We start from the raw sequence: 18,245 nt of genomic DNA on the forward strand, positions 1-18,245 counted from the left end.
CCGAAGCCGGGACCACCCCGGCCTATGTTCGATACCAACGTCGACACGGCGTACGTCTGGGTGGCCGTCGGGGCGGTGAGCGTCGCCGTCCTCGGCGTCGTCACGCAGCTGCCCACGTCGGCACCGCCCGACGGTGCGGCCGCTGCGGTGATGATAGACGAGGTCGCGACTGGTCCACCGGGGTCGGTGGCCGCCCGCGAACTGCACGCAAGCGAGTGGTCGCTGACGGGGCGCCAGCTTGGCCTTCGCTCCGAGAGCGGGACCGTCCACGAGACGCTGTTGTGTCCGGTCGTGCCGGCCGTGGACACCAGCCTCACGGCCGTTCTCGACGGGAAACGGCCGTCGGCGGTGTTCGGCTCACCCGACGAGTTCAGACAGGCGACGGAAAACGCAACCGTCGACCGAGAGCAGTGGCGGCCGGCGCCGGAACGTCTGACCGCGAGACGCGTCACCTGGGGAGGAGTCGATGTCACGCTCGTCGGCTAGAGCGGCGACGGAGCCGCTTGCGGCGCTTGTCGCCGTCTTCGCCGTCTCCGCTGGGCTCGCGCTGTACGCCGGCACGCTGGATGACACGCTCGCCGATGTCGGCAACGGCCGAGACGTGGCTGGGCCCGCGGCCGACGCCGTCGAGCGGCGGATAACCACCGGCGGCGTCGTCGACCCGACGCGAGTGTCTGACTCACTTTCGGCTGTCCCGTCGGGCTACGAAGGTAACGTCACGCTGTGGGCCGAGCGGCAGTGGTCCGCCGGACCGACACCGCCGGCAGGCGCCGACACCGACAACCGCACGGTCAGCGTCGCGCTGGGTCCGGCGACGGTCCGGCGCGGCCGGCTCAGAGTGGCGGTCTGGCGATGACCCGGGCGACCAGCACCGTGGTCGACGTGACTGTCTTCCTCCTGTTTGTCGGCGCCGCCGTCGCCGTCGTCGTCAACGGCACTGCGGTCGAGGGGGCGACCGCGGAGAACCCCGCAACCGAACGGACGGAGCTGCTCGCGACGAGTACGGCAAGCGTCGAGTACGCGCTGGCGCCGCCAAGCGACCCGCCGCCGTGGACGACCAACGCGACGGCGACACACCAGCGCACCGCCCACGGCACGCTCGCGGAGCTACTGGCCGAGGCCGCGATGAGCCGCGTGCGCTTCGAGGGACACCGGCTCTCACGGGCCGGCGTCGGGTTCGAGCGGGCCGTCGCGACGGCGACGCGGAACCGCCTCCACGAGCGAGGGCGCCGAACCGCCGTCAGAGCGCGCTGGGAGCCCTATCGCGGCGCGCCGCTGGACGCCACGGTGCGAGTCGGACAGCGCCCGCCACCGGAGGCCGACGTGGACGCGGCGACGACGACCGTCGCGAGTCCGTCGCCGGCAGTCGGCGAGCGAGCGCGGTCGGCGGCCCCAGGGGGATACAGGGGCGTCGCCACAGTGGTGGCCGGCGCCGTCGTCGAGGGGCTGTTCCCGCCCCGGCAGGCCCAGCTCGCCCTCGACGGGGACTATCCCGCCGACCGGCTGATGACCCATCGCTACCGTCGGATGGGCAGTCTCATACGCGCCGGGCGCCTGTCGGTCGAGTCGACGCCGACGAGCGAGCTGAACACGGAGCTTACATCCCCACTCGCGGAGCGGTTCACGGCCGACATGCGGAGCCGGTTTGACTCCCCCGAAGCCGCCGCCCGCGCCGTCGACACCGGGAACGTCACCATCACCGTCAGGACGTGGGAGCCATGAGTCGGGCGGTTTCGCTGGCGGCGGACCGGCGGGGCCGGGTGCCATTCGCCGTACTCGGCGTCCTGTTGCTGGTGTCCAGCCTGGCGCTCGCACCGACGCTATCGACCGAGCCGGCCCCGAGCGAAACGGACGTCGAACGGTCGCTGAGCGTGGTGAGTTCGGCCAGCACGACCGCCGTTCGTGACGGGGTCGCGACGGCCGGCCGTCGGGCCGCCGCGGCACCGGTCGTCGAACCGGCAGACACGCCTGTCGGCCGCGCGCTGCGGGACGACCACGCGTTCCGTGACAGCCTGCGGCTCCGGGTGTATCTGCAGGTCCGTGCGAACCTGAAGCGGCTCTCGGCCCACAGCGCCGGGGTCGACGCGACCGCATCGCTGCCGGCGGTGGATTCGACGGCCGAGTACGAGCGCGCGATATACCGCGTGGCCGTCAAGCGGGCCGGCGACAACGACACCGCCGTCCGCGTCACCGTCAAGAACATCACGCTGACCGCCCGGCGCGGAGACGAGGTCGTCACCCGCCGGACGGTCGACCGGACCGTCGTCGTCCCGACGCCGGTGTTGCACGTCCACGGCCAGGTAGAGACCTACGAGCAGCGGGTGCAGAACGGCCTCACCAAACCGGGGCTGAGCCAGCGGATGACGGCCCGGCTGTACCCCATCGCGTGGACGCGCGGCTACGCGCAGTTCGGCGGCGCCCCGATAACGAACGTCATCGCGAACAGACACGTGAGCCTGGCGACCAACGGCGCCCTGCTCGGGGTCCAGCGGTCCGTCTTCGGCCGGAGCGACCCCGAAGGGCGACAGGCGCTGACCGAGGCGACGGCCGCCGTCGGCCTCAACGACATCGTCGCCGGGACCGATAGCCAGCTCGCCAGCGACATACTGAGCCAGACCAGCTACCGACCGGCGAGCCAGAACATCTCAACCGGCGCCGGACACCCCGACGAGTCGCTGCGTGTCGGCGTCAACGGGACGGCCGACGCCGCGTACCGGGAGGTGGGGGTGCCCGACGCACTCAACGCCACTGCCAGGGACGCCTACACCGTCAGGGCGGACGTCGTCACCGAACGGGAGCACCTCAGCGGCGGTCGACCGGACCGGCCCGACCCCCCGGGCGACAACTGGAGCTTCGTGGCCGAAACCGAAAGCGCGGACGCCAGTGTCGTCGACGCGGTCGACACCGAGGTGGCCGTTCCGAGCCGCTGGCACGCGCTCGACAGGTGGGCGCGGGCCGTCGAAATGACCCACACACGCAGAGTGACCTGGAAGAGAGGAAACGACGTGAGATACACCAGAGCGGAGCGCAGCGAGCGGGTTCGCGTGAGCCTCGCGCTCGTCGGCAGACACCGGAACGACTCCCTCGCGCCGGTCCGGGGCATCGAGACGGCCCACGAGGCGGCGGGGAGTCCCCTCGGGGGCGAGAACCTCGCCGACGTGGAACGGAAGGCCGCTGACAAGCTACTGGGCGGGAGCCGGGATCGTGCCGCGAAAGACGTGGCCTTAGAGGAGTTCGAACAGGATGCCGTCTCCGTCACCGGCGAGCGGCCCGAGTCGATACACACGTGGATAGCCAGGGACCTGCGGCGGCTCCGCGAACGGGTCAGGGACATCGCCGTCTCGGCCGACAGGGGCGCGGTGGGGACGTTCCAGTCGAACCCGAGCCGGCAACTCAGGCGGACGCTCCGAAACCGGCGCTCGCAGCTGGTCGACGCGCCGGAGACGTACGACAGTGCCGCCGAGCGGGCCCGGGTCGCGGCCCGAGTGGCGTTTCTCGACGCCGTCGACCGCCGGCTGGGCGGACACGCCGGGAACCACTCGACTGTGGAGTCGGGCCTCGAGGACCGTCTCGGATCGATTTCCGGCGGGTCGCTGGCCGAACTCAGGCGGGGGCTGACCGCCCGCGAAACGCGGGTATCGCGGACCCGTCCGACCCCGGACGGGCCGGCGGGCCCGGTCCGGACACGGGTCCAGGCCCAGCCGCAGTACCTGACGCTGGCGTCGGTCAGCGAATCGGAGTTCCCGGCCGTCGACGGCACCGAACACCCTCTGGCGGCCCGCAACGTCAACGTGTTCAGCGTGCCCTACGGCAACGCCGCGACAGAGGTGTTGAACGGTGCCACTGGCAGCCGGAACCGGGTCGGACTCGCAGCAGCGGCGCGGACGCTTGCGGCGGCTCGGGACACGGAGGTCGGGTCGAACACGAGCCTCGACGAGCGCCGACAGCAGTTGCGAACCGAGGTCGCCAGGGCCAACGGTGTCGTCACCGGGGCGCTCGCCGAACGGGTGCGCACGGAGACGGATGCCGGGCAGGCGGAGAGCGAACAAATCGTCGACGACGCGATGGGTCGGTGGGGGACGACGGCGGCACGCGGGATGGCCCTCGCGAACGACTCCGCGACACAGCGTATCGCCGAGGTCGCCGGCACTCGGCAAGGACTCTCGACACTGGAACAGGACTGGCTCCGTATCAGGCTCCTGCGGACCGCGACCACAGCGCTGTCGACCGCAGGGGCGCGACCGCCGAGAGGGCTGGTGAACCGGACCGCAAACACCGTCCGCGAAACGGCGCGCAGTCGGGCCCAGGGCGCGCTCGCGGACAGCGCCCAGGAGAAGGTCCAGCGAGTCGCAAAGCGGAAGCTGGGGACGCAGGCCTTGCCCGCCGGCTTGCCCCTCGCACCGCGGTATCTCCCGTGGTACGCGACAGTGAACGTCTGGTGGGTGACCGTCGAGGGGACCTACGCTCGCTTCAGTGTGACGGAGAGTCACGGTGCGCCGGACACACCGGGCGCGACGGTCCGATACGTCCGCGAGCGTAGCGCAGTCCGTCTCGACGCCGACGGCGATGGGAGCGGTGAGCGGCTGGGACGGAACAGGCGCATCTCGTTCCGGGCCGACACCGGCGTCGTCGTTGTGGTCCCGCCGAAACCGCGCGGCGTGGGCGACAAGGACGGCAACAGCGTGGAGACCTCGGCAGGGTGGCCCGACGCCGGATAGGGCGATGCGTTGCCGGACCGGCGGCCCCACAGTGGCCGGCTGGCCCTTTCGGTACCGATAGTATCGGCACCGAAGCAAATCAATAAAACATCACCATCCCGTAGTCACGGCCATGCTCAGAACCGAGTTTCCGGATGCGGGCGAGCAGTCGTCCGACGAACTGCTCGCGGCCTACGGGTCGGTGCTCGCGGAGACGGTCGCGTCGGTCGGCGCCGACGCCGTCGTGGCGTCGACGGAGCTTGACCGCGACGCCGTCGATGCCGTCGCTGACGGCGATATCGGGACACTCTCGCTCGAAGACGCGACGGCCGTCCTCGCGACCGACCCGGACCGGCCCGACGCCGACGCCCTGCAGGCCGAGGCCCAGGACATCCTCCTGATGGGGATGACCACGGCCGTGATGGACGTCGAGGCGCTGGCCTCGGGCCTCGACAGCCAGCTCGAACCCAAGGAGATACAACAGAAGATAGAGGGTCGGTACCCGATGAGCCTGGAGGAGTACGCCCTCTTGCACAGCTACATCGAGAGCCAGAAGCGGTGAGCCGGGTCGCCATCCTGGGCTGTGGCTACGTCGGGCTCGAACTGGGCCGACAGCTCCAGTCTGACCACGAGGTCGTCGGGGTCCGCCGGTCCGAAAGCGGCCGCCAAGCTATCGAAGACGCCGGGTTCGACGCAGTCCAGGCGGACGTGACCGACGACGACTCCCTGTCGGCGGTACCCGACGCCGACTGGGTCGTCTTCGCGGCCAGTTCGGGCGGCCGGGGCGCCGAGGCGGCCCGCGAGGTGTACGTCGAGGGGCTGAAAACCGCCGTCGACCACTTCTGGACGCGTGACGACGCCCCCGAGCGACTGGTTTACACGTCGAGTACGGGCGTCTACGGCGACCACGACGGCGCCTGGGTCGACGAGACGACAGCGCTTGACCCACAGACCGAGAAGACCGAGGTGCTCGCGGAAGCCGAGCGGGTCGCCCGCGAGCGGCCGGCCGACTACGGCGGCCACGGGACAGTCGCCCGCTTTGCCGGTCTCTACGGGCCCGAGCGCTACCGCCTGAACCGGTATCTGGAGGGACCGGTGACAGCGGGCTATCTGAACATGGTCCACCGGGACGACGCCGCCGGCTCGGTCCGGTACCTGCTGGAGGCGGACCACCGCGAGGAGGTCGTCCTCGTGGTGGACGACGAGCCGGTCGAGAAGTGGGGCTTTGCGGACTGGCTGGCCGACGCCTGCGGCGTCGAGTTCCCGCCCAAACGGACGACCGAGGAGCGCCTGGCCGACGCCGAACTGTCCGAGACGGCAAAGCGGCGCATCCGGACGAGCAAGCGCTGTTCGAACGAGAAGTTACGAGAACTGGGCTACGAGTTCGACTATCCGACGTTCAGAGAGGGGTACCGGGCGGCGGTCGAGGCGTACGTCGAGGGGTGAGGGAGGGTCTCGGGTGCTCGTGCCGGTGTCGGCGACGCTCAGTCGAGTAGCGACAGCCGGGTCCAACGCTCCACACGAGCGGGGGGAACCTTCTTGTTGTTTCCCGGAGCAGATACGGAATATGAATATGCTGGCCCAGGGTGACCTCGTCAGCCTGGCCGAACGGATACCGGGCTACGCCAGCGAGAACCCGGCAGTAGTCGCCGGGGTCGTCGTCGGTCTGGTCGTACTGGCAGGTGGCGGGACCGCCCTCTACCGCTATCTGGCTCGGTCGCCGGTCAGCCGTCTCCAATCGCTACTTTCCGGCTACGATGCCGTGACGGTGTTGATGCACCCAAACCCCGACCCGGACGCGATGTCCTCGGCCCTGGCCGTCGACCAGCTCGCGGCGGCCGGGGGGACCGACGCGACGCTGTGTTACTCGGGCGAGATTCGCAGACCGGAAAACCGGGCGTTCGAGACGGTCCTCGACCTGGATTTCGACCGCGTCGAGTCCGTCGACGAAATCGAGACCGACGCCGTGGTGCTCGTCGACCACAACGAGCCCCGCGGCTTCGCGGGGGCCGAGAAAGTGGAGCCGGTCGCCGTCATCGACCACCACCCCGGCGGCGGCACCGGGACAGAGTTCACCGACGTGCGGACCGACATGGGCGCGTGTGCGACGATTTTCGCTGGGTACTTCGAGGAGCTCGACTGGGAGTTCGTCGAGGTCGACGTGGCGCTGACCGACGGCGGCGTCGACACGGACAACGTGCCCGATAACGCGGTGCCGAGCCACGTCGCGACCGGGCTCATCTACGGCATCCAGTCGGACACGCGGTCGCTGACAAACGGCTGTTCCGCGGCGGATTTCGCCGCGGCGGGGTACCTCTATCAGGGCGTCGACAACGACCTGTTGAACCGCATCGCCAACCCGCAGGTCGACGCCGAAGTGCTGGACGTAAAGTCGCGGGCGATCAGCGAGCGCGAGGTGCGGGCCCCCTACGGATTCAGCGACGTGGGCGAGGTGTCGAACACGGACGCGATTCCGCAGGCGGCCGACGAACTGGAGACGCTGGAGGGGGTCTCGGCGGTCGTCGTCATCGGCGAGAAGAGCGGGACCATCCGCATCGCCGGCCGCTCGCGGGACGACCGGGTCCACATCGGCCGGGCAATCGAGGCCGTCGTCGAGGACATCCCGATGGCCGAGGGCGGCGGCCACGCCCGCATGGGCGGCGGGAAGATATCGGTCGACTACATGGACGGGCTCGGCCCGAGCGACGGGGTCTCGAAGGCCGACCTGCAGGAGCGGCTGTTCGATGCGATGGGCGGCGAGCTGTAAGGGCAGACCTCGCCCCTTTTGTCCGGGCGGCAGGTAGAGTGGGTATGGCGACACGAGACGGGACGTGGGCGTACCGGGACGCACACGGTGACTTCGCACGAACGTTCTACCGGCGCTTTGGCGACGGCGTCGCGGCCAGCATCGGCGTCGGGACGTATCTGGGCGACCCGACCGACGAGCGCGACGAGAGCTACGAGGCGGCCATCCGGACGGCACTGGAGTCGGGGGTCAACGTGGTCGACACGGCGATAAACTACCGCCACCAGCGCTCCGAGCGAGCGGTCGGACGGGCGCTTTCCGACGCCGATATCGACCGCGAAGCGGCCGTGATTGCGACGAAAGGCGGGTTCGTCCCCTTCGACGGCGAGCGGCCGGCCGACCCCGGCGCGTTCGTCAAGCGCGAGTACGTCGACACCGGACTGGTCGACCACGAGGACCTCGTCGGGGGGCAACACTGCATCGCGCCGGCCTTCATCGACGACCAGCTCGACCGCTCGCTCGACAACCTCGGCCTCGACACGCTGGACCTGTACTACGTCCACAACCCCGAGACACAGCTTGCCGAAAACAGCCGTGAGCGTGTCTACAACCAGCTCGAAGCCGCCTTCGAGCAGCTGGAACACCGGGCCGACGAGGGCGATATAAACCACTATGGCGTGGCGACGTGGGACGCCTTCCGCGTGCCCGCCGACCACGAGAAGTATCTCTCGCTGCCGGAAGTCATCAAGCGGGCACGGGCCGCGGCGAAGTCGGCGGGCAACACGGCGACGCACTTCCGGGCCCTGCAGCTCCCGTTCAACGTGTTCATGGCCGACGCCTTCACCGTCGAGTCACACGGGGGGCCGGAGGGGCCACAGTCGGCGCTGTGGTTCGCCCACGAGGCCGGCCTTGACGTGTTTACGAGCGCGTCGATGATGCAGGGGCGGCTCGCGGCGGAGATGCCGGAAAGCGTCGAGACGAAACTGGCGGGCGAGACGCGCGCCCAGCGGGCCATCAACTTCGCGCGCAGCGCGCCGGGCGTGACCTGCTCACTCGTGGGCACCGGCTCGGTCGAACACGCCCGGGAGAACGTCGACGCGGGGCGGTACGAACCGCTCGGTGCTGATGCCTTCGACGCCGTCTTCGAGTAGGGGCGCCAGTCGGAGTCGGGGACAGTGTCAGCTCAGCTCCGTCCAGGAACGGCCACACTCGGGACAGACACGCTGTTTCCCGATCTCGTCGGGGTCGTTGTCCGTTGCAAGCTCCTCCTCGCAGTGGCTACACGAGAGCCGTCCGTAGCTGTCCTTCTCGACGTCCCCGCTCCGGAGGGCCTTTCTGACCGAGTCCATGTGCGAAAGTGTGACAGCCGTAGTTAAAAAGGCCGCGGCGTTCCGGTAACGCCTTTGGGCTACCGGGTCAAGCGGGGGTGTGTCCCGACAGTCCGTCTTCGGTTCGTTGCTCGGGCTGATATTTTTCGTCAACCTCGCCCGCGTCGTTTTCGCGCCGCTCATCGAACCCATCAGAGCGGCTACCGGCGCGAGCGACGCCACGCTCGGCCTGCTGGCGACGCTGGTGTGGGCCGGCAGCGCGGTCCCCCGACTCCCGACCGGTCTCCTGCTGACGCGGGTCAGCAGAGCGCGGGCTATCTTCGCCGCGGGCGTGATACTCACCCTCGGAACGGCGTTTACCGCGCTGACGACCCACCCCACATTGTTGCTGGTCGGCGCGTTCGTCATGGGGACCGCGAGCGGCGTCTACTTCATCGCGGCGAACCCGCTTATCAGCGAGCTGTTCCCCGAGTCGCCCGGCCGGGCGCTCGGGCAACACGGCGTCGCCAGCCAGCTGGCCGCCGTGGCCGCACCCGGCATCGTCACCGCCGCCCTGGTCGTCGGCACCTGGCGGACGACGCTCGTCGCGCTGGCCGTCGCCGCTGGGCTGATGACCGGCCTCTTTACGCTGATTGCCCGCCGGAACGACTTTCCCGACGCCGGCCGGCGCGACACGGACTTCCTGGCCGCAGTCTACACGCAGTGGCCCATCGTCCTGACGGCCGTCGCCACGCTGGGGCTGACGACGATGGTCTGGAACGGGCTGTTCAACTTCTACGTGACGTACCTGGGGACTATCGGTATCGGTGAGCGGGCCGGCCGAACCCTGCTGCAGGTGATCTTCGCCGCCGGCGTCCCGGCCTTCTACCTCAGCGGCCGGCTCGCCGACCGGCTCCCCGCGGTCCCGTACATGCTCGCCATCCTTGCGGCCTTTACCGGCTGTATCCTCCTCCTGCCCGCAGTGGGCGGGTTCTGGCCGCTGGCCGCGCTCAGCGCCGTCACGGGATACGTCATCCACAGCATCTTCCCCGCCGTCGACACCTACCTGCTTGGCTCGCTGCCGGACCACCACCGCGCCAGCGCGTACTCGGCCTACGGCGCGGGGATGATGGTCCTGCAGGCGCCCGGGAGCCTCCTCGTCGGGCTGCTCCGGGACGCCGGCGTCGGCTTCGCAACCATCTTCGAGTGGATGGGCGGCGGGCTGGTCGCGCTGCTCGTCGTCCTGCTCCTGTTGCATGCTGACGGTCGACTACCCGAGACGGCGCGGGCCTGAGAGCGAGGTATGCAGCCGATGAAATCTGCAAACGGGAATACGTGCTTCCCCAGTGTGGTCAGTATAAATAGTATATCATTGAGCAAATGACTGTACTTACCAGCCAGGGTTTATGTATTACAGCGACGTAAGAACGGTAACATGGAGCAGTTATTATTTAAACCAGACATCTGCGAAAAAGACCTGCAAAGGTTGACGGAGAGCGGAAAAGAGACTTCAGAAACAAATTCACAAATATATGATGGCATATCTGTCCAGTCGGCTCTCCGCCCTGCGGGATTTAATAGTTCACGAGACAAAGAAATGAGAAAACAAGATGGTCAGGTATCTATCACCGACCACCCCTATGCCGAATCAAACACTCGACTATACACACCAGATAGGCCCTCTACATTTTCGGAACCGTCTAAAAAAACCCATCCCGAAGCTACAGATGATACAGAAAAAAGAATCCGAGATTCCAACCTCGCCGCCGGCGCTTAATAAATGGATTGAGCTGATATTGAAAATCGTTAAATTAGGTGAAATTATTGCAGGCAGGTTTGCCAGTGTGACTTACTTTTGGCCTTAGTAGTACGTTCATAAGCACAGTCGCTTTTTCTCTCTGAGCTTCTTAAATTTCGCCTTCATATCAATTAGTCAGTTCACTCTCTGCTGGTAGAAAATAACGCTATGAGAACCGGCATAATACGTCCAATGCGGTGAGTGTGAGTATCCGCCGAGCGGAGCGAGGCGGTTCACCGGACGCGAGGGAGCGAAGCGACCGAGCCGTCCGGCAGTTTTCCCCACGTTTTTGCGAGAGGGGTTCCCGCAGCGAGCGAAGCGAGCGAGGAAACCCCTCGAAGTAAAAAGTGGGCGGAAACGCTGAAGCCCCTGGCCACACGCGTTGGCGTATGGAGTTGACACCGGACGAACTCGCCGGAATCGTCGACGTGGTGGGGCCGGTGACCCGGGAGGAACTCGTGCAGGCCTGCGGGGAGCTTGCGTTCAAGCGGGGCAGGGATGTCGATGGCGAAGCCGTCGAGACGGCCATCGACGACGCCCTCTCGACGTACCACGTTGTTGTGGTCGCCGACCACGACGCCGAGGTCGAGGAGCCGCTCGTAGTGGTCGGGCCGGCGGCGTTCCCGACGCTGGTCGACGGCGCCGAGGACCTCCCGCACATCCTCGACGTGCCCGCCCGGGACATCTCCGGGGAAGCGGCGGCCGCGGCGGCCGAACAGCGGTTCCGCGAGGACGCCGCCGAGGCGGTCCGAGCAGGTGACGACCAGCGTATCCAGACACTGCTGGACGTGAGCTACGACCTCGAAGCGTGGGGACCGGTCGAGCTGGCGACGGCGCGTGGCCACCTCGACGAGGCCACCCACGCGAATTAAGAGCGTCGGCCCCGTCAGTACCGGTATGGACTTCGACCGGGTGGGTGCCCACGACCCCGTGACGGTCACGGGCGAGGAACGGGAGGCGGCCATCGTCGTCCCGGTCGTCAGCCGCGAGGACGACGAGGCGATTCTGTTCACGAAGCGGGCCGACCACCTGAGCGACCACCCCGGCCAGATGGCGTTCCCGGGCGGCGGCCGCGAGCCCGAGGACGCGGACCTGTTGGCGACGGCGCTTCGGGAGGCCGACGAGGAGATCGGCCTGGACCCGAAGGCGGTCCACGTCGTCGGCCGGCTCGACGACATCCGAACCGTCACCAGCTACTCGGTCCGGCCCTTCGTCAGCCGCATCCCCGACCGCGAGTACTACCCCAGCGACGCCGAGGTCGCCGAGATCGTGACGCTACCGGTGGCGGAGCTGACTGACCTCGAAAACTACGAATCCGAACACCGGGACCACCGTCACTACGGCGAGATACGGCTGCACTTCTTCTACGTCGACGACTACACCGTCTGGGGCGCGACGGCACAGATGCTGGTCCAGCTGCTCGAACTGGGGACCGACTGGGAGATGCCCTCGGAGCCGGACCGCTACGCCGAGCGGGGCGACGACCTGCCCGAGCGGGTCCGGGACGAGGTCCGGTGATGGAGCGGTCGACACCGACGAACGCGGCTCCCGCGGGGCGATAGATGCGGGTGGCTGTCGTCGGCGGCGGGGCGGTCGGACTCGCCGTGGCCGGGGACCTCGCTTCGGCGGGCGTCGAGGTGACACTCTACGAACGCGGCGAACTCGGCGGCGGCGCGAGCGGCCGGGCGGCGGGCATCTGCTACGACGCCTTCGCGGACCCGACCGACGCCGCCGTCGCCACGCGCGCTCTGACCCGGTATCGCGAGTGGGACCTGCTCGCGCCGCGTCCGTACGTCTGGGTGGCCCGCGAGGCAGAGGACGCGCGGGCGGTCCGCGAGCAGGTCGCCGAGATGCGGGCGCTCGGGCTCGACGTGGAGACGGTCACGCCCGAACGGCTCGGCGACCGGTATCCGACCGTCGAGACGGCCGACCTGACCGCCTGCGCGGTCGCGAACGACGCCGGGACAGTCGCGCCCGAGGCGGTCGTCGCTTCCCTCGCCGAGCGGGCCCGGACTGCGGGCGCGACTGTCCGAACGGGGACGCCGGCATCGCTGACCGGCCCGACGACCGTCGGGACGGCCGACGACGAGACCGAGTTCGACGCCGTGGTCGCGGCCGCCGGGCCGGCGACGGCGCCCCTGCTTGCCGACCAGGACATCTCGCTGGCGCTCGAAACGTACCGGGCACAGGTGCTCGTCACCGAGCCCGTCGGGGCGTCGCTCCCGTCGCTGTACGACGCCAGTCGGGAGTTCTACTGGCGGCCCCGGGACGGCGGCGTGCTGGTCGGCGACGGTGCCCACGCGGTCGACCCCGATAACTGCGACCCGGCGGCGGACCCGGCGTTCGTCGAGTCGGCGCTCGACCGACTCCGTGCGGCGACGACGCTCGACCCTGCCGTCGCCCGGTCGTGGGCCGGCCTTTGTACGGCGACGCCCGACCGCGACCCCCTCGTCGGGCGGGTCGCCGACGGGCTCTGGGTCGCGACCGGCTGGCAGGGCCACGGGCTGATGCGGGCGCCGGCCATCGGGGAGTACGTCGCCCAGCGGGTCCGGGGAGTCGCCCCAAGGCTCGACGCGCCGCTTGCCGAGCAGTTCGACCCGAGCCGCTTCGAGGGCGACGAGAAGTTTCACCCGCTGGGTGACCCGACGGCTGACTGGTAAGCCGGGTGAAAAACGCCGTCGGCCAAGCGACCGTTACTCTTCGATTGTCTCGTCGTCGGTCGCCCCGTCGGCGGCGGTGTCAGCGTCCTCGCCGGCCTCCTGGGCCGTCTGTTCGGCGACCGGTTCCGCGCCGTGAGCGCCGGCTTTCGGAATCTCGACGTGCAACGTGCCGTCGCCCTGTAGCGTCGCCGTCGCGGCCGCGGCGTCGACGACGGCGTCCTCGGGCAGTGTCACCGACCCGTCCAGCGCGAGCCCGCGGCCGGGGTAGGTCATCTCGTAGTCGTCGTAGAACTCCCGAAAGCGGTCCAGACGGACCTCAACGCGGTCGTCGACGTAGCGCACCTGCAGGTCGCTGGCTGTCGCACCCGGCGCGTCGAAGACGACGAGGTAGGCGTCGTCGGATTCGAGCAGGTCCGCCGGCAGCGGCTTGTTCTCCTGAACCCGCCCCGCGGCCCGGCCCAGGTTCTCGAAGATGGCCGAGCCGATGGACTCGCCGATGCCCATCATAACTCGATCGCCTCCAGGCAGTCTTCGCCCCCGCAGTACGGGCAATCGAAGTCCGCCACGCCCGTCCCGTCGGGCATGTCGTAGGTGTAGTGGAGCTCGAACATGTCGAGTGTACAGTCGTCGTCGGTACAGACGACCTCCAGCGTTTCTGGCATGATATTTCGTTGGTCCGTCAGCGACAAACCGCTTTCGGCGTCTGTCTGCCCTGGTGTCAGAAGGTTGAAGCCACTCGAACAGAACAGATGGGCCATGAGTGGTGACGTACTGGGGGTCGACTTCAGCGGGGCGAGCGCAGCGGGCGATGCGCTCTGGGTGACCGAAGCAACACAGACCGAGGCCGGGGTTCGTATCGACGACTGCTACCGCGCGACGGACAGGTGGGGCCGCGACCGCGAGAGCGCCCACGCGGGACTGGTCGAGCGCATCGCGGCCGACGACGTGTGGACCGTGGGACTCGACTTTCCGTTCACCCTCCCCCAGTCGCTGCTCGACGCCCGGTGTGGCGGGACGTGGCGCGGCTTTCTTGAGTGGGTCGGGAGCGACGGCGGTCCGGCGGACCCGGGGGCCTTTTCGGCGGTCTGTCGCGACACCGCCGAGACGAGCGTCGGCAAGCGCGACCTGCGCCGCGAGACCGACGCCCGCCGCGGGGCGCTCTGTCCGTACACCAACCGCGTCCGGAGCATGACCTACCACGGCGCCCGGGACGTGCTCGGGCGGCTGGCCGACCGGGGAGACACCGCGGTCGTGCCGATGCAAGACGACGCCGAAGCTGAGACCGTCGTCTGTGAGGTGTATCCGGCTGCCACCTTCGGCTGGCTGGGCTGTTACCGCGAGGGGTACAAGAACACCGACGGCGCCCGAGCGCGTCGGGAGTACAACCTCTCGGCCGTCGAGGACTGCAGCGTCGCCGTGGGCGACCACCGCGGGACCTATCTGGACAGCCACGACGCGCTGGACTCGCTGGCGGCCGCGGTGTCGGCGGCCCGCGCCGACGGCGGCTCGGGGCCGACGCCGGCCGGCACCCGCGAGGAAGGCTGTATCTACGTGTAGCGGACAGTCAAAACTGGCCAGAAGCCGGGAGTATTTGAGTTCGTAGCCGAAGACAGTGTATGAGCGACGACGGCGGCTTCGAGGGGGTTCGCGAGAACGTCGACGGGAACCCGATACTGAAACTCGTCGGCTACGCCCGTCCCTACCGACTCCGGCTGGCCGTCGGGATTCTCACCGCGTTCCTCACGCGCTTTGCGCGGCTGGTGCCGCCGATAATCGTCGCGGCGGCTATCGACCGCATCGTCCTCCGGAGCGGGGACCCGGGTCTTCTCACACAGGCCGGCCTGCTCCCGACTGGGGAGATAGCGACCGAGGCGGCCCGTATCTCCTTTCTCCAGCGGCTGGTCGTCATCGCGGCCATCGCGTATCTCATCAGGTCGGCGACGCGCTTTGCCTCCAGATACCTGTTGCAGTCCTCGGCCCAGAAGATACAGCGGGACCTGCGAAACGACACCTACGACCACCTCCAGCGCCTCTCGATGGACTTCTTTGCCGACCACCAGACCGGCGGGATGATGTCCATCCTCAACAGCGACATCAACCGGCTTGAGTCCTTTCTGAACACGGAGTTTCGCCAGATAATCCGCGTCGTCGCGACGGTCGGCGGTATCGCCGTCGTCCTCTACACCTACTCGCCGCTGCTCGCGCTCGTCGCACTGGCCCCGGTCCCGATTGTGGGCCTTGCGAGCTACCTCTTTCTCTCCTACATCGAGCCGCGCTACCGCTCTATCCGCCAGACCGTCTCGCGGCTCAACACCCGGCTAGAGAACAACCTGAGCGGCGCGCCGGTCATCAAGGCCTTCGACCGCTACGGGTTCGAGCGCGAACGGGTCGTAGAGCAGAGCCAGCAGTACCACGACGAGAAGGTCGCCGCGTTACGGATTCGCAGAGCCTTCTTCGCCGGGCTCCGACTGCTGACCGGCGTCGTCTTCGTCGCCATCCTCTATATCGCCGGAATGGACTTCATCACGAGCCCGGAGGGGGAAGCCATCCTCAGCGCCGGCGGGTTCGCTGCCTTCTTCCTCTACTTACGTCGCCTGTACTCCCCGATGCGACGCGTCGGCAAGTCCGCGAACAAGTACCAGCTCGCAAAATCCAGCGCGGAGCGGGTCTTTGGCCTGCTGGGTCAGGAGCCGACCATTACGGACCCCGAGGACCCTTACACGCCCGACAGCATCGACGGGGCAGTCGAGTTTGACGACGTGACTTTCGGCTACACCGACGAGGAGACGGTGCTCCGGAACGTCTCGCTTGACGTGGAAAGCGGCGCGACGGTCGGGCTGGCGGGCGCGACCGGCGCCGGCAAGTCGACGCTGCTGAAGCTCGTCCCGCGCTTTCACGACGTGAACGCGGGCGCTGTCAGCGTCGACGGCGTCGACGTCCGCGAGTACGCCCTCCAGGCGCTGCGGGCCGACATCGCCGTCGTAGAGCAGAATCCCTACCTGTTCTCTGGCACCGTGGCCGAGAACATCGCCTACGGCGACCGGGACGTCCTCGACGGCGAAGACCGGGGCGACGACGGGGCCCGCGAGCGGGTCCGCGAGGCCGCCCGGTCGGCCCAGGCCCACGAGTTCATCTCGGAGCTACCGGAGGGGTACGACACCGAAATCGGCGAGCGCGGCATCAAACTCTCGGGCGGCCAGCGCCAGCGGGTCGCCATCGCGCGGGCCCTGCTGAACGACCCCGAGGTCATCATCTTCGACGAGGCGACAAGCGACGTGGACACGGAGACCGAGCGGGCGATTCAGGCGAGCATCGAGCGGCTGGTCGCGGACCGCACCGCCTTCGTCATCGCCCACCGGCTCTCGACCATCCAGGACGCCGACACCATCGTCGTGATGGACGACGGCGAAGTCATCGAGCGGGGCAGTCACGAGGAGTTGCTGGCGGGCGGCGGCGAGTACGCCGACCTCTGGGCAGCGCAGGCCGACGAACAGCCGGTCAGCGCCGACGACTGATACTGCCGGCTGTAGCCAGCTGACGGGGTTTGAAAGCGTGAAACCCGTTGGAAACGGCCACCCGTACTGCGAGTACACCGAGCTTACCACCTAGCGCCCGGTCCACGCGTCAACCTCGGCGGGATTGCCACCTGCTGGACAGCAGCCACAGCCGATACCCGACGGCTACTTTTCCCACTCCCGACCCACCGCACACCCCATGCGCCTGGTGCAGGTCGTCGTTCCGGACGAGAAGCGGGCGGAGATCGTCTCGACACTCCGAGAGCACGAGCTGGGTGTTTCGACCACGAAGGAGACCAGCGGAGAGGGCGACCGGACGCTCGTCTCCTTTGTCGTCCCCGCCGACGCCGTCGAGCACGTCCTCGACGAACTCCACGAGGTCGGACTAAAAGAGGAGTGGTACATCGTCTCCCTCGAGACGGAGTTTGCCTCCTACGAGAACGTCGACGAGGCCCAGGACAAGTGGGCGAAGACGCCAAACAGGGTCGCCCCGCGGACGCTCCGGTCGAAGGCCAAGGACATGCGTCTCAACGAGCGGTCGTTCCTGTGGATGATGACCCTCTCGACGGTCATCGCGACGGCGGGCCTGCTCATCGGGTCGCCGGCCATCGTCGTCGGCTCGATGGTGCTTGCCCCTATCGTCAGCCCGATGCTGACCGCGAGCATCGGCCTCGTGCGGGACGACCAGGGGATGGTCTTCGACAGCATCCGGATGCAGGCCGTGGGGCTGGGCCTCGCCGTCGTCGGGGCGACGGCGTTTAGCTGGCTGCTGAAGGCCGTCTTCGCCGTTCCGGCCGAACTCGCCGTTGCCAACATGGAGCTGATAGCCATCCGGTTCTCGCCGGGACTGCTCTCGGTCGTCGTCGGGCTGGCGGCGGGGGCGGCCGGCTCTTTCAGCCTCGCGACGAAGGGACAGGTCGCCATCGTCGGCGTGATGGTGGCCGCGGCGCTCATCCCCACGGCGGCCGCCGCCGGTATCGGCTTCGCCTGGGGCCAGCCGGCGGTCGGCGTCGGGGCCGTGGTGTTGCTGACGCTGACCATCGTCGCCGTCAACCTCGGCGCCTTTCTGACGTTCAAGTATCTGGGGTACGAGCCGGACCACGTCGACCGCGGCGTCTTCACGACGGAGGGGGTCCGGCGGACCGCCGCCCTCGCGGCCACCGTCATCGTGGTCGTCGCGGTGGTCGGTGCCGTCGGCGTGGGCACCTACCAGCAGGTGACCTACGAGCGGTCGGTCAACGCGGCGACGACGGAGGTGCTCCAGCGGGACGCCTACGACGAACTCGGCGTCGTCTCCATCACCGCCGAATACGTCGGCGTCGGGCCGCTGTTTGACCCGTCGACGGTGACCGTGACACTCTCCCGGACCAGTGACCGCCCCTACGAGGGGCTGCCCGACGAGCTCGCCCGGGCCATCGACGACCGGACGAACGAACGCGTGACGGTACAGGTTCGGTTCCACGACTACGAGCGCTCGACCTCCCCGAACGCGGCGACGCCGACCCCGCGACCGGCCTGAGCG

At 68.5% G+C, this 18,245-nt stretch carries 19 protein-coding genes; 16 read left to right on the forward strand and 3 right to left on the reverse strand.

From position 1 onward, the window contains the following. The first annotated feature begins 24 nt into the window (after positions 1-24). The 8 genes from VJ162_RS06235 (at position 25) to VJ162_RS06270 (ending at position 8,594) form a co-directional block, all read left to right on the forward strand. Positions 25-486 (forward strand): DUF7283 family protein, encoded by a 462-nt coding sequence (locus VJ162_RS06235; RefSeq protein ID WP_324663120.1) that lies wholly within the window; start codon positions 25-27, stop codon positions 484-486. Next, positions 467-856 carry a DUF7285 family protein gene (locus VJ162_RS06240; RefSeq protein ID WP_324663121.1) on the forward strand — a complete coding sequence of 130 codons (390 nt, stop codon included), beginning with the start codon at positions 467-469 and terminating at the stop codon, positions 854-856. The genes VJ162_RS06235 and VJ162_RS06240 overlap by 20 nt, the downstream gene beginning before the upstream one ends. Next, positions 853-1,722: a DUF7284 family protein gene (locus tag VJ162_RS06245; RefSeq protein ID WP_324663122.1), complete on the forward strand. Its 870-nt coding sequence runs from the start codon at positions 853-855 to the stop codon at positions 1,720-1,722. The genes VJ162_RS06240 and VJ162_RS06245 overlap by 4 nt, the downstream gene beginning before the upstream one ends. Beyond that, entirely contained in the window at positions 1,719-4,718 is a 3,000-nt protein-coding gene (locus VJ162_RS06250) for a DUF7286 family protein (protein WP_324663124.1), read from the forward strand. The genes VJ162_RS06245 and VJ162_RS06250 overlap by 4 nt, the downstream gene beginning before the upstream one ends. Positions 4,719-4,830: 112 nt before the next feature. After that, positions 4,831-5,259 (forward strand): DUF5791 family protein, encoded by a 429-nt coding sequence (locus VJ162_RS06255; RefSeq protein WP_324663126.1) that lies wholly within the window; start codon positions 4,831-4,833, stop codon positions 5,257-5,259. Next, positions 5,256-6,143 (forward strand): SDR family oxidoreductase, encoded by an 888-nt coding sequence (locus VJ162_RS06260; protein WP_324663127.1) that lies wholly within the window; start codon positions 5,256-5,258, stop codon positions 6,141-6,143. Before VJ162_RS06255 ends, VJ162_RS06260 begins: the two co-directional genes overlap by 4 nt. Before the next feature lie 121 nt (positions 6,144-6,264). Then, positions 6,265-7,464: a DHH family phosphoesterase gene (locus tag VJ162_RS06265; RefSeq protein WP_407066835.1), complete on the forward strand. Its 1,200-nt coding sequence runs from the start codon at positions 6,265-6,267 to the stop codon at positions 7,462-7,464. 44 nt (positions 7,465-7,508) lie between these two features. Further along, the gene (locus VJ162_RS06270; RefSeq protein ID WP_324663128.1) at positions 7,509-8,594 is read left to right on the forward strand and encodes an aldo/keto reductase; all 1,086 of its coding nucleotides are present in this window, start codon (positions 7,509-7,511) and stop codon (positions 8,592-8,594) included. Positions 8,595-8,621: 27 nt separating this feature from the next. On the opposite strand, the gene VJ162_RS06275 is transcribed toward VJ162_RS06270, so the two are convergent. Further along, complete coding sequence (locus VJ162_RS06275) at positions 8,622-8,792, reverse strand: HVO_0758 family zinc finger protein (RefSeq protein WP_324663129.1); 171 nt, start codon at positions 8,790-8,792, stop codon at positions 8,622-8,624. 115 nt (positions 8,793-8,907) lie between these two features. Between VJ162_RS06275 and VJ162_RS06280 the strand changes: the two genes are divergently transcribed. The 5 genes from VJ162_RS06280 to VJ162_RS06300 all read left to right on the forward strand — a co-directional run bounded on the left by VJ162_RS06280 (position 8,908) and on the right by VJ162_RS06300 (position 13,208). Beyond that, positions 8,908-10,044: an MFS transporter gene (locus tag VJ162_RS06280; RefSeq protein ID WP_324663218.1), complete on the forward strand. Its 1,137-nt coding sequence runs from the start codon at positions 8,908-8,910 to the stop codon at positions 10,042-10,044. Between the two features lie 141 nt (positions 10,045-10,185). Continuing rightward, complete coding sequence (locus VJ162_RS06285) at positions 10,186-10,527, forward strand: hypothetical protein (protein WP_324663130.1); 342 nt, start codon at positions 10,186-10,188, stop codon at positions 10,525-10,527. Between the two features lie 410 nt (positions 10,528-10,937). Beyond that, entirely contained in the window at positions 10,938-11,420 is a 483-nt protein-coding gene (locus VJ162_RS06290; RefSeq protein ID WP_324663131.1) for a DUF7109 family protein, read from the forward strand. 25 nt (positions 11,421-11,445) lie between these two features. After that, the gene (locus VJ162_RS06295; protein WP_324663132.1) at positions 11,446-12,066 is read left to right on the forward strand and encodes a CoA pyrophosphatase; all 621 of its coding nucleotides are present in this window, start codon (positions 11,446-11,448) and stop codon (positions 12,064-12,066) included. A gap of 44 nt (positions 12,067-12,110) precedes the next feature. Then, positions 12,111-13,208: an NAD(P)/FAD-dependent oxidoreductase gene (locus VJ162_RS06300; RefSeq protein ID WP_324663133.1), complete on the forward strand. Its 1,098-nt coding sequence runs from the start codon at positions 12,111-12,113 to the stop codon at positions 13,206-13,208. Positions 13,209-13,241: 33 nt separating this feature from the next. On the opposite strand, the gene VJ162_RS06305 is transcribed toward VJ162_RS06300, so the two are convergent. Continuing rightward, the gene (locus VJ162_RS06305) at positions 13,242-13,715 is read right to left on the reverse strand and encodes an Hsp20/alpha crystallin family protein (RefSeq protein WP_324663134.1); all 474 of its coding nucleotides are present in this window, start codon (positions 13,713-13,715) and stop codon (positions 13,242-13,244) included. Further along, positions 13,712-13,870, reverse strand: coding sequence for a DUF7559 family protein (locus VJ162_RS06310; protein WP_324663136.1), 159 nt, complete (start codon positions 13,868-13,870; stop codon positions 13,712-13,714). Before VJ162_RS06310 ends, VJ162_RS06305 begins: the two co-directional genes overlap by 4 nt. Before the next feature lie 94 nt (positions 13,871-13,964). Here VJ162_RS06310 and VJ162_RS06315 point away from each other — a divergent pair, with 94 nt between their 5' ends. From VJ162_RS06315 to VJ162_RS06325, 3 genes are all read left to right on the forward strand, one after another. Further along, the gene (locus tag VJ162_RS06315; RefSeq protein WP_324663138.1) at positions 13,965-14,765 is read left to right on the forward strand and encodes a DUF429 domain-containing protein; all 801 of its coding nucleotides are present in this window, start codon (positions 13,965-13,967) and stop codon (positions 14,763-14,765) included. A 59-nt stretch (positions 14,766-14,824) separates the two neighbouring features. Then, positions 14,825-16,723 carry an ABC transporter ATP-binding protein gene (locus VJ162_RS06320; RefSeq protein ID WP_324663140.1) on the forward strand — a complete coding sequence of 633 codons (1,899 nt, stop codon included), beginning with the start codon at positions 14,825-14,827 and terminating at the stop codon, positions 16,721-16,723. A gap of 199 nt (positions 16,724-16,922) precedes the next feature. Continuing rightward, on the forward strand, positions 16,923-18,242 hold the full coding sequence (locus VJ162_RS06325; protein WP_324663142.1) for a TIGR00341 family protein: 1,320 nt from the start codon (positions 16,923-16,925) through the stop codon (positions 18,240-18,242). Positions 18,243-18,245 lie beyond the last annotated feature (3 nt).

The sequence above is a fragment of the Haloarcula sediminis genome, assembly GCF_035656455.1.
Lineage (GTDB): Archaea > Halobacteriota > Halobacteria > Halobacteriales > Haloarculaceae > Haloarcula > Haloarcula sediminis.

Bases quoted from the DNA above. Each gene is read 5' to 3' on its own strand.
- VJ162_RS06325 (WP_324663142.1), top strand. From the start codon at position 16,923: ATGCGCCTGGTGCAGGTCGTCGTTCCGGACGAGAAGCGGGCGGAGATC.
- VJ162_RS06310 (WP_324663136.1), bottom strand. From the start codon at position 13,870: ATGCCAGAAACGCTGGAGGTCGTCTGTACCGACGACGACTGTACACTC.
- VJ162_RS06315 (WP_324663138.1), top strand. From the start codon at position 13,965: ATGAGTGGTGACGTACTGGGGGTCGACTTCAGCGGGGCGAGCGCAGCG.
- VJ162_RS06235 (WP_324663120.1), top strand. From the start codon at position 25: ATGTTCGATACCAACGTCGACACGGCGTACGTCTGGGTGGCCGTCGGG.
- VJ162_RS06275 (WP_324663129.1), bottom strand. From the start codon at position 8,792: ATGGACTCGGTCAGAAAGGCCCTCCGGAGCGGGGACGTCGAGAAGGAC.
- VJ162_RS06250 (WP_324663124.1), top strand. From the start codon at position 1,719: ATGAGTCGGGCGGTTTCGCTGGCGGCGGACCGGCGGGGCCGGGTGCCA.
- VJ162_RS06290 (WP_324663131.1), top strand. From the start codon at position 10,938: ATGGAGTTGACACCGGACGAACTCGCCGGAATCGTCGACGTGGTGGGG.
- VJ162_RS06320 (WP_324663140.1), top strand. From the start codon at position 14,825: ATGAGCGACGACGGCGGCTTCGAGGGGGTTCGCGAGAACGTCGACGGG.
- VJ162_RS06240 (WP_324663121.1), top strand. From the start codon at position 467: ATGTCACGCTCGTCGGCTAGAGCGGCGACGGAGCCGCTTGCGGCGCTT.
- VJ162_RS06270 (WP_324663128.1), top strand. From the start codon at position 7,509: ATGGCGACACGAGACGGGACGTGGGCGTACCGGGACGCACACGGTGAC.
- VJ162_RS06305 (WP_324663134.1), bottom strand. From the start codon at position 13,715: ATGATGGGCATCGGCGAGTCCATCGGCTCGGCCATCTTCGAGAACCTG.
- VJ162_RS06295 (WP_324663132.1), top strand. From the start codon at position 11,446: ATGGACTTCGACCGGGTGGGTGCCCACGACCCCGTGACGGTCACGGGC.
- VJ162_RS06255 (WP_324663126.1), top strand. From the start codon at position 4,831: ATGCTCAGAACCGAGTTTCCGGATGCGGGCGAGCAGTCGTCCGACGAA.
- VJ162_RS06265 (WP_407066835.1), top strand. From the start codon at position 6,265: ATGAATATGCTGGCCCAGGGTGACCTCGTCAGCCTGGCCGAACGGATA.
- VJ162_RS06285 (WP_324663130.1), top strand. From the start codon at position 10,186: ATGGAGCAGTTATTATTTAAACCAGACATCTGCGAAAAAGACCTGCAA.
- VJ162_RS06245 (WP_324663122.1), top strand. From the start codon at position 853: ATGACCCGGGCGACCAGCACCGTGGTCGACGTGACTGTCTTCCTCCTG.
- VJ162_RS06300 (WP_324663133.1), top strand. From the start codon at position 12,111: ATGCGGGTGGCTGTCGTCGGCGGCGGGGCGGTCGGACTCGCCGTGGCC.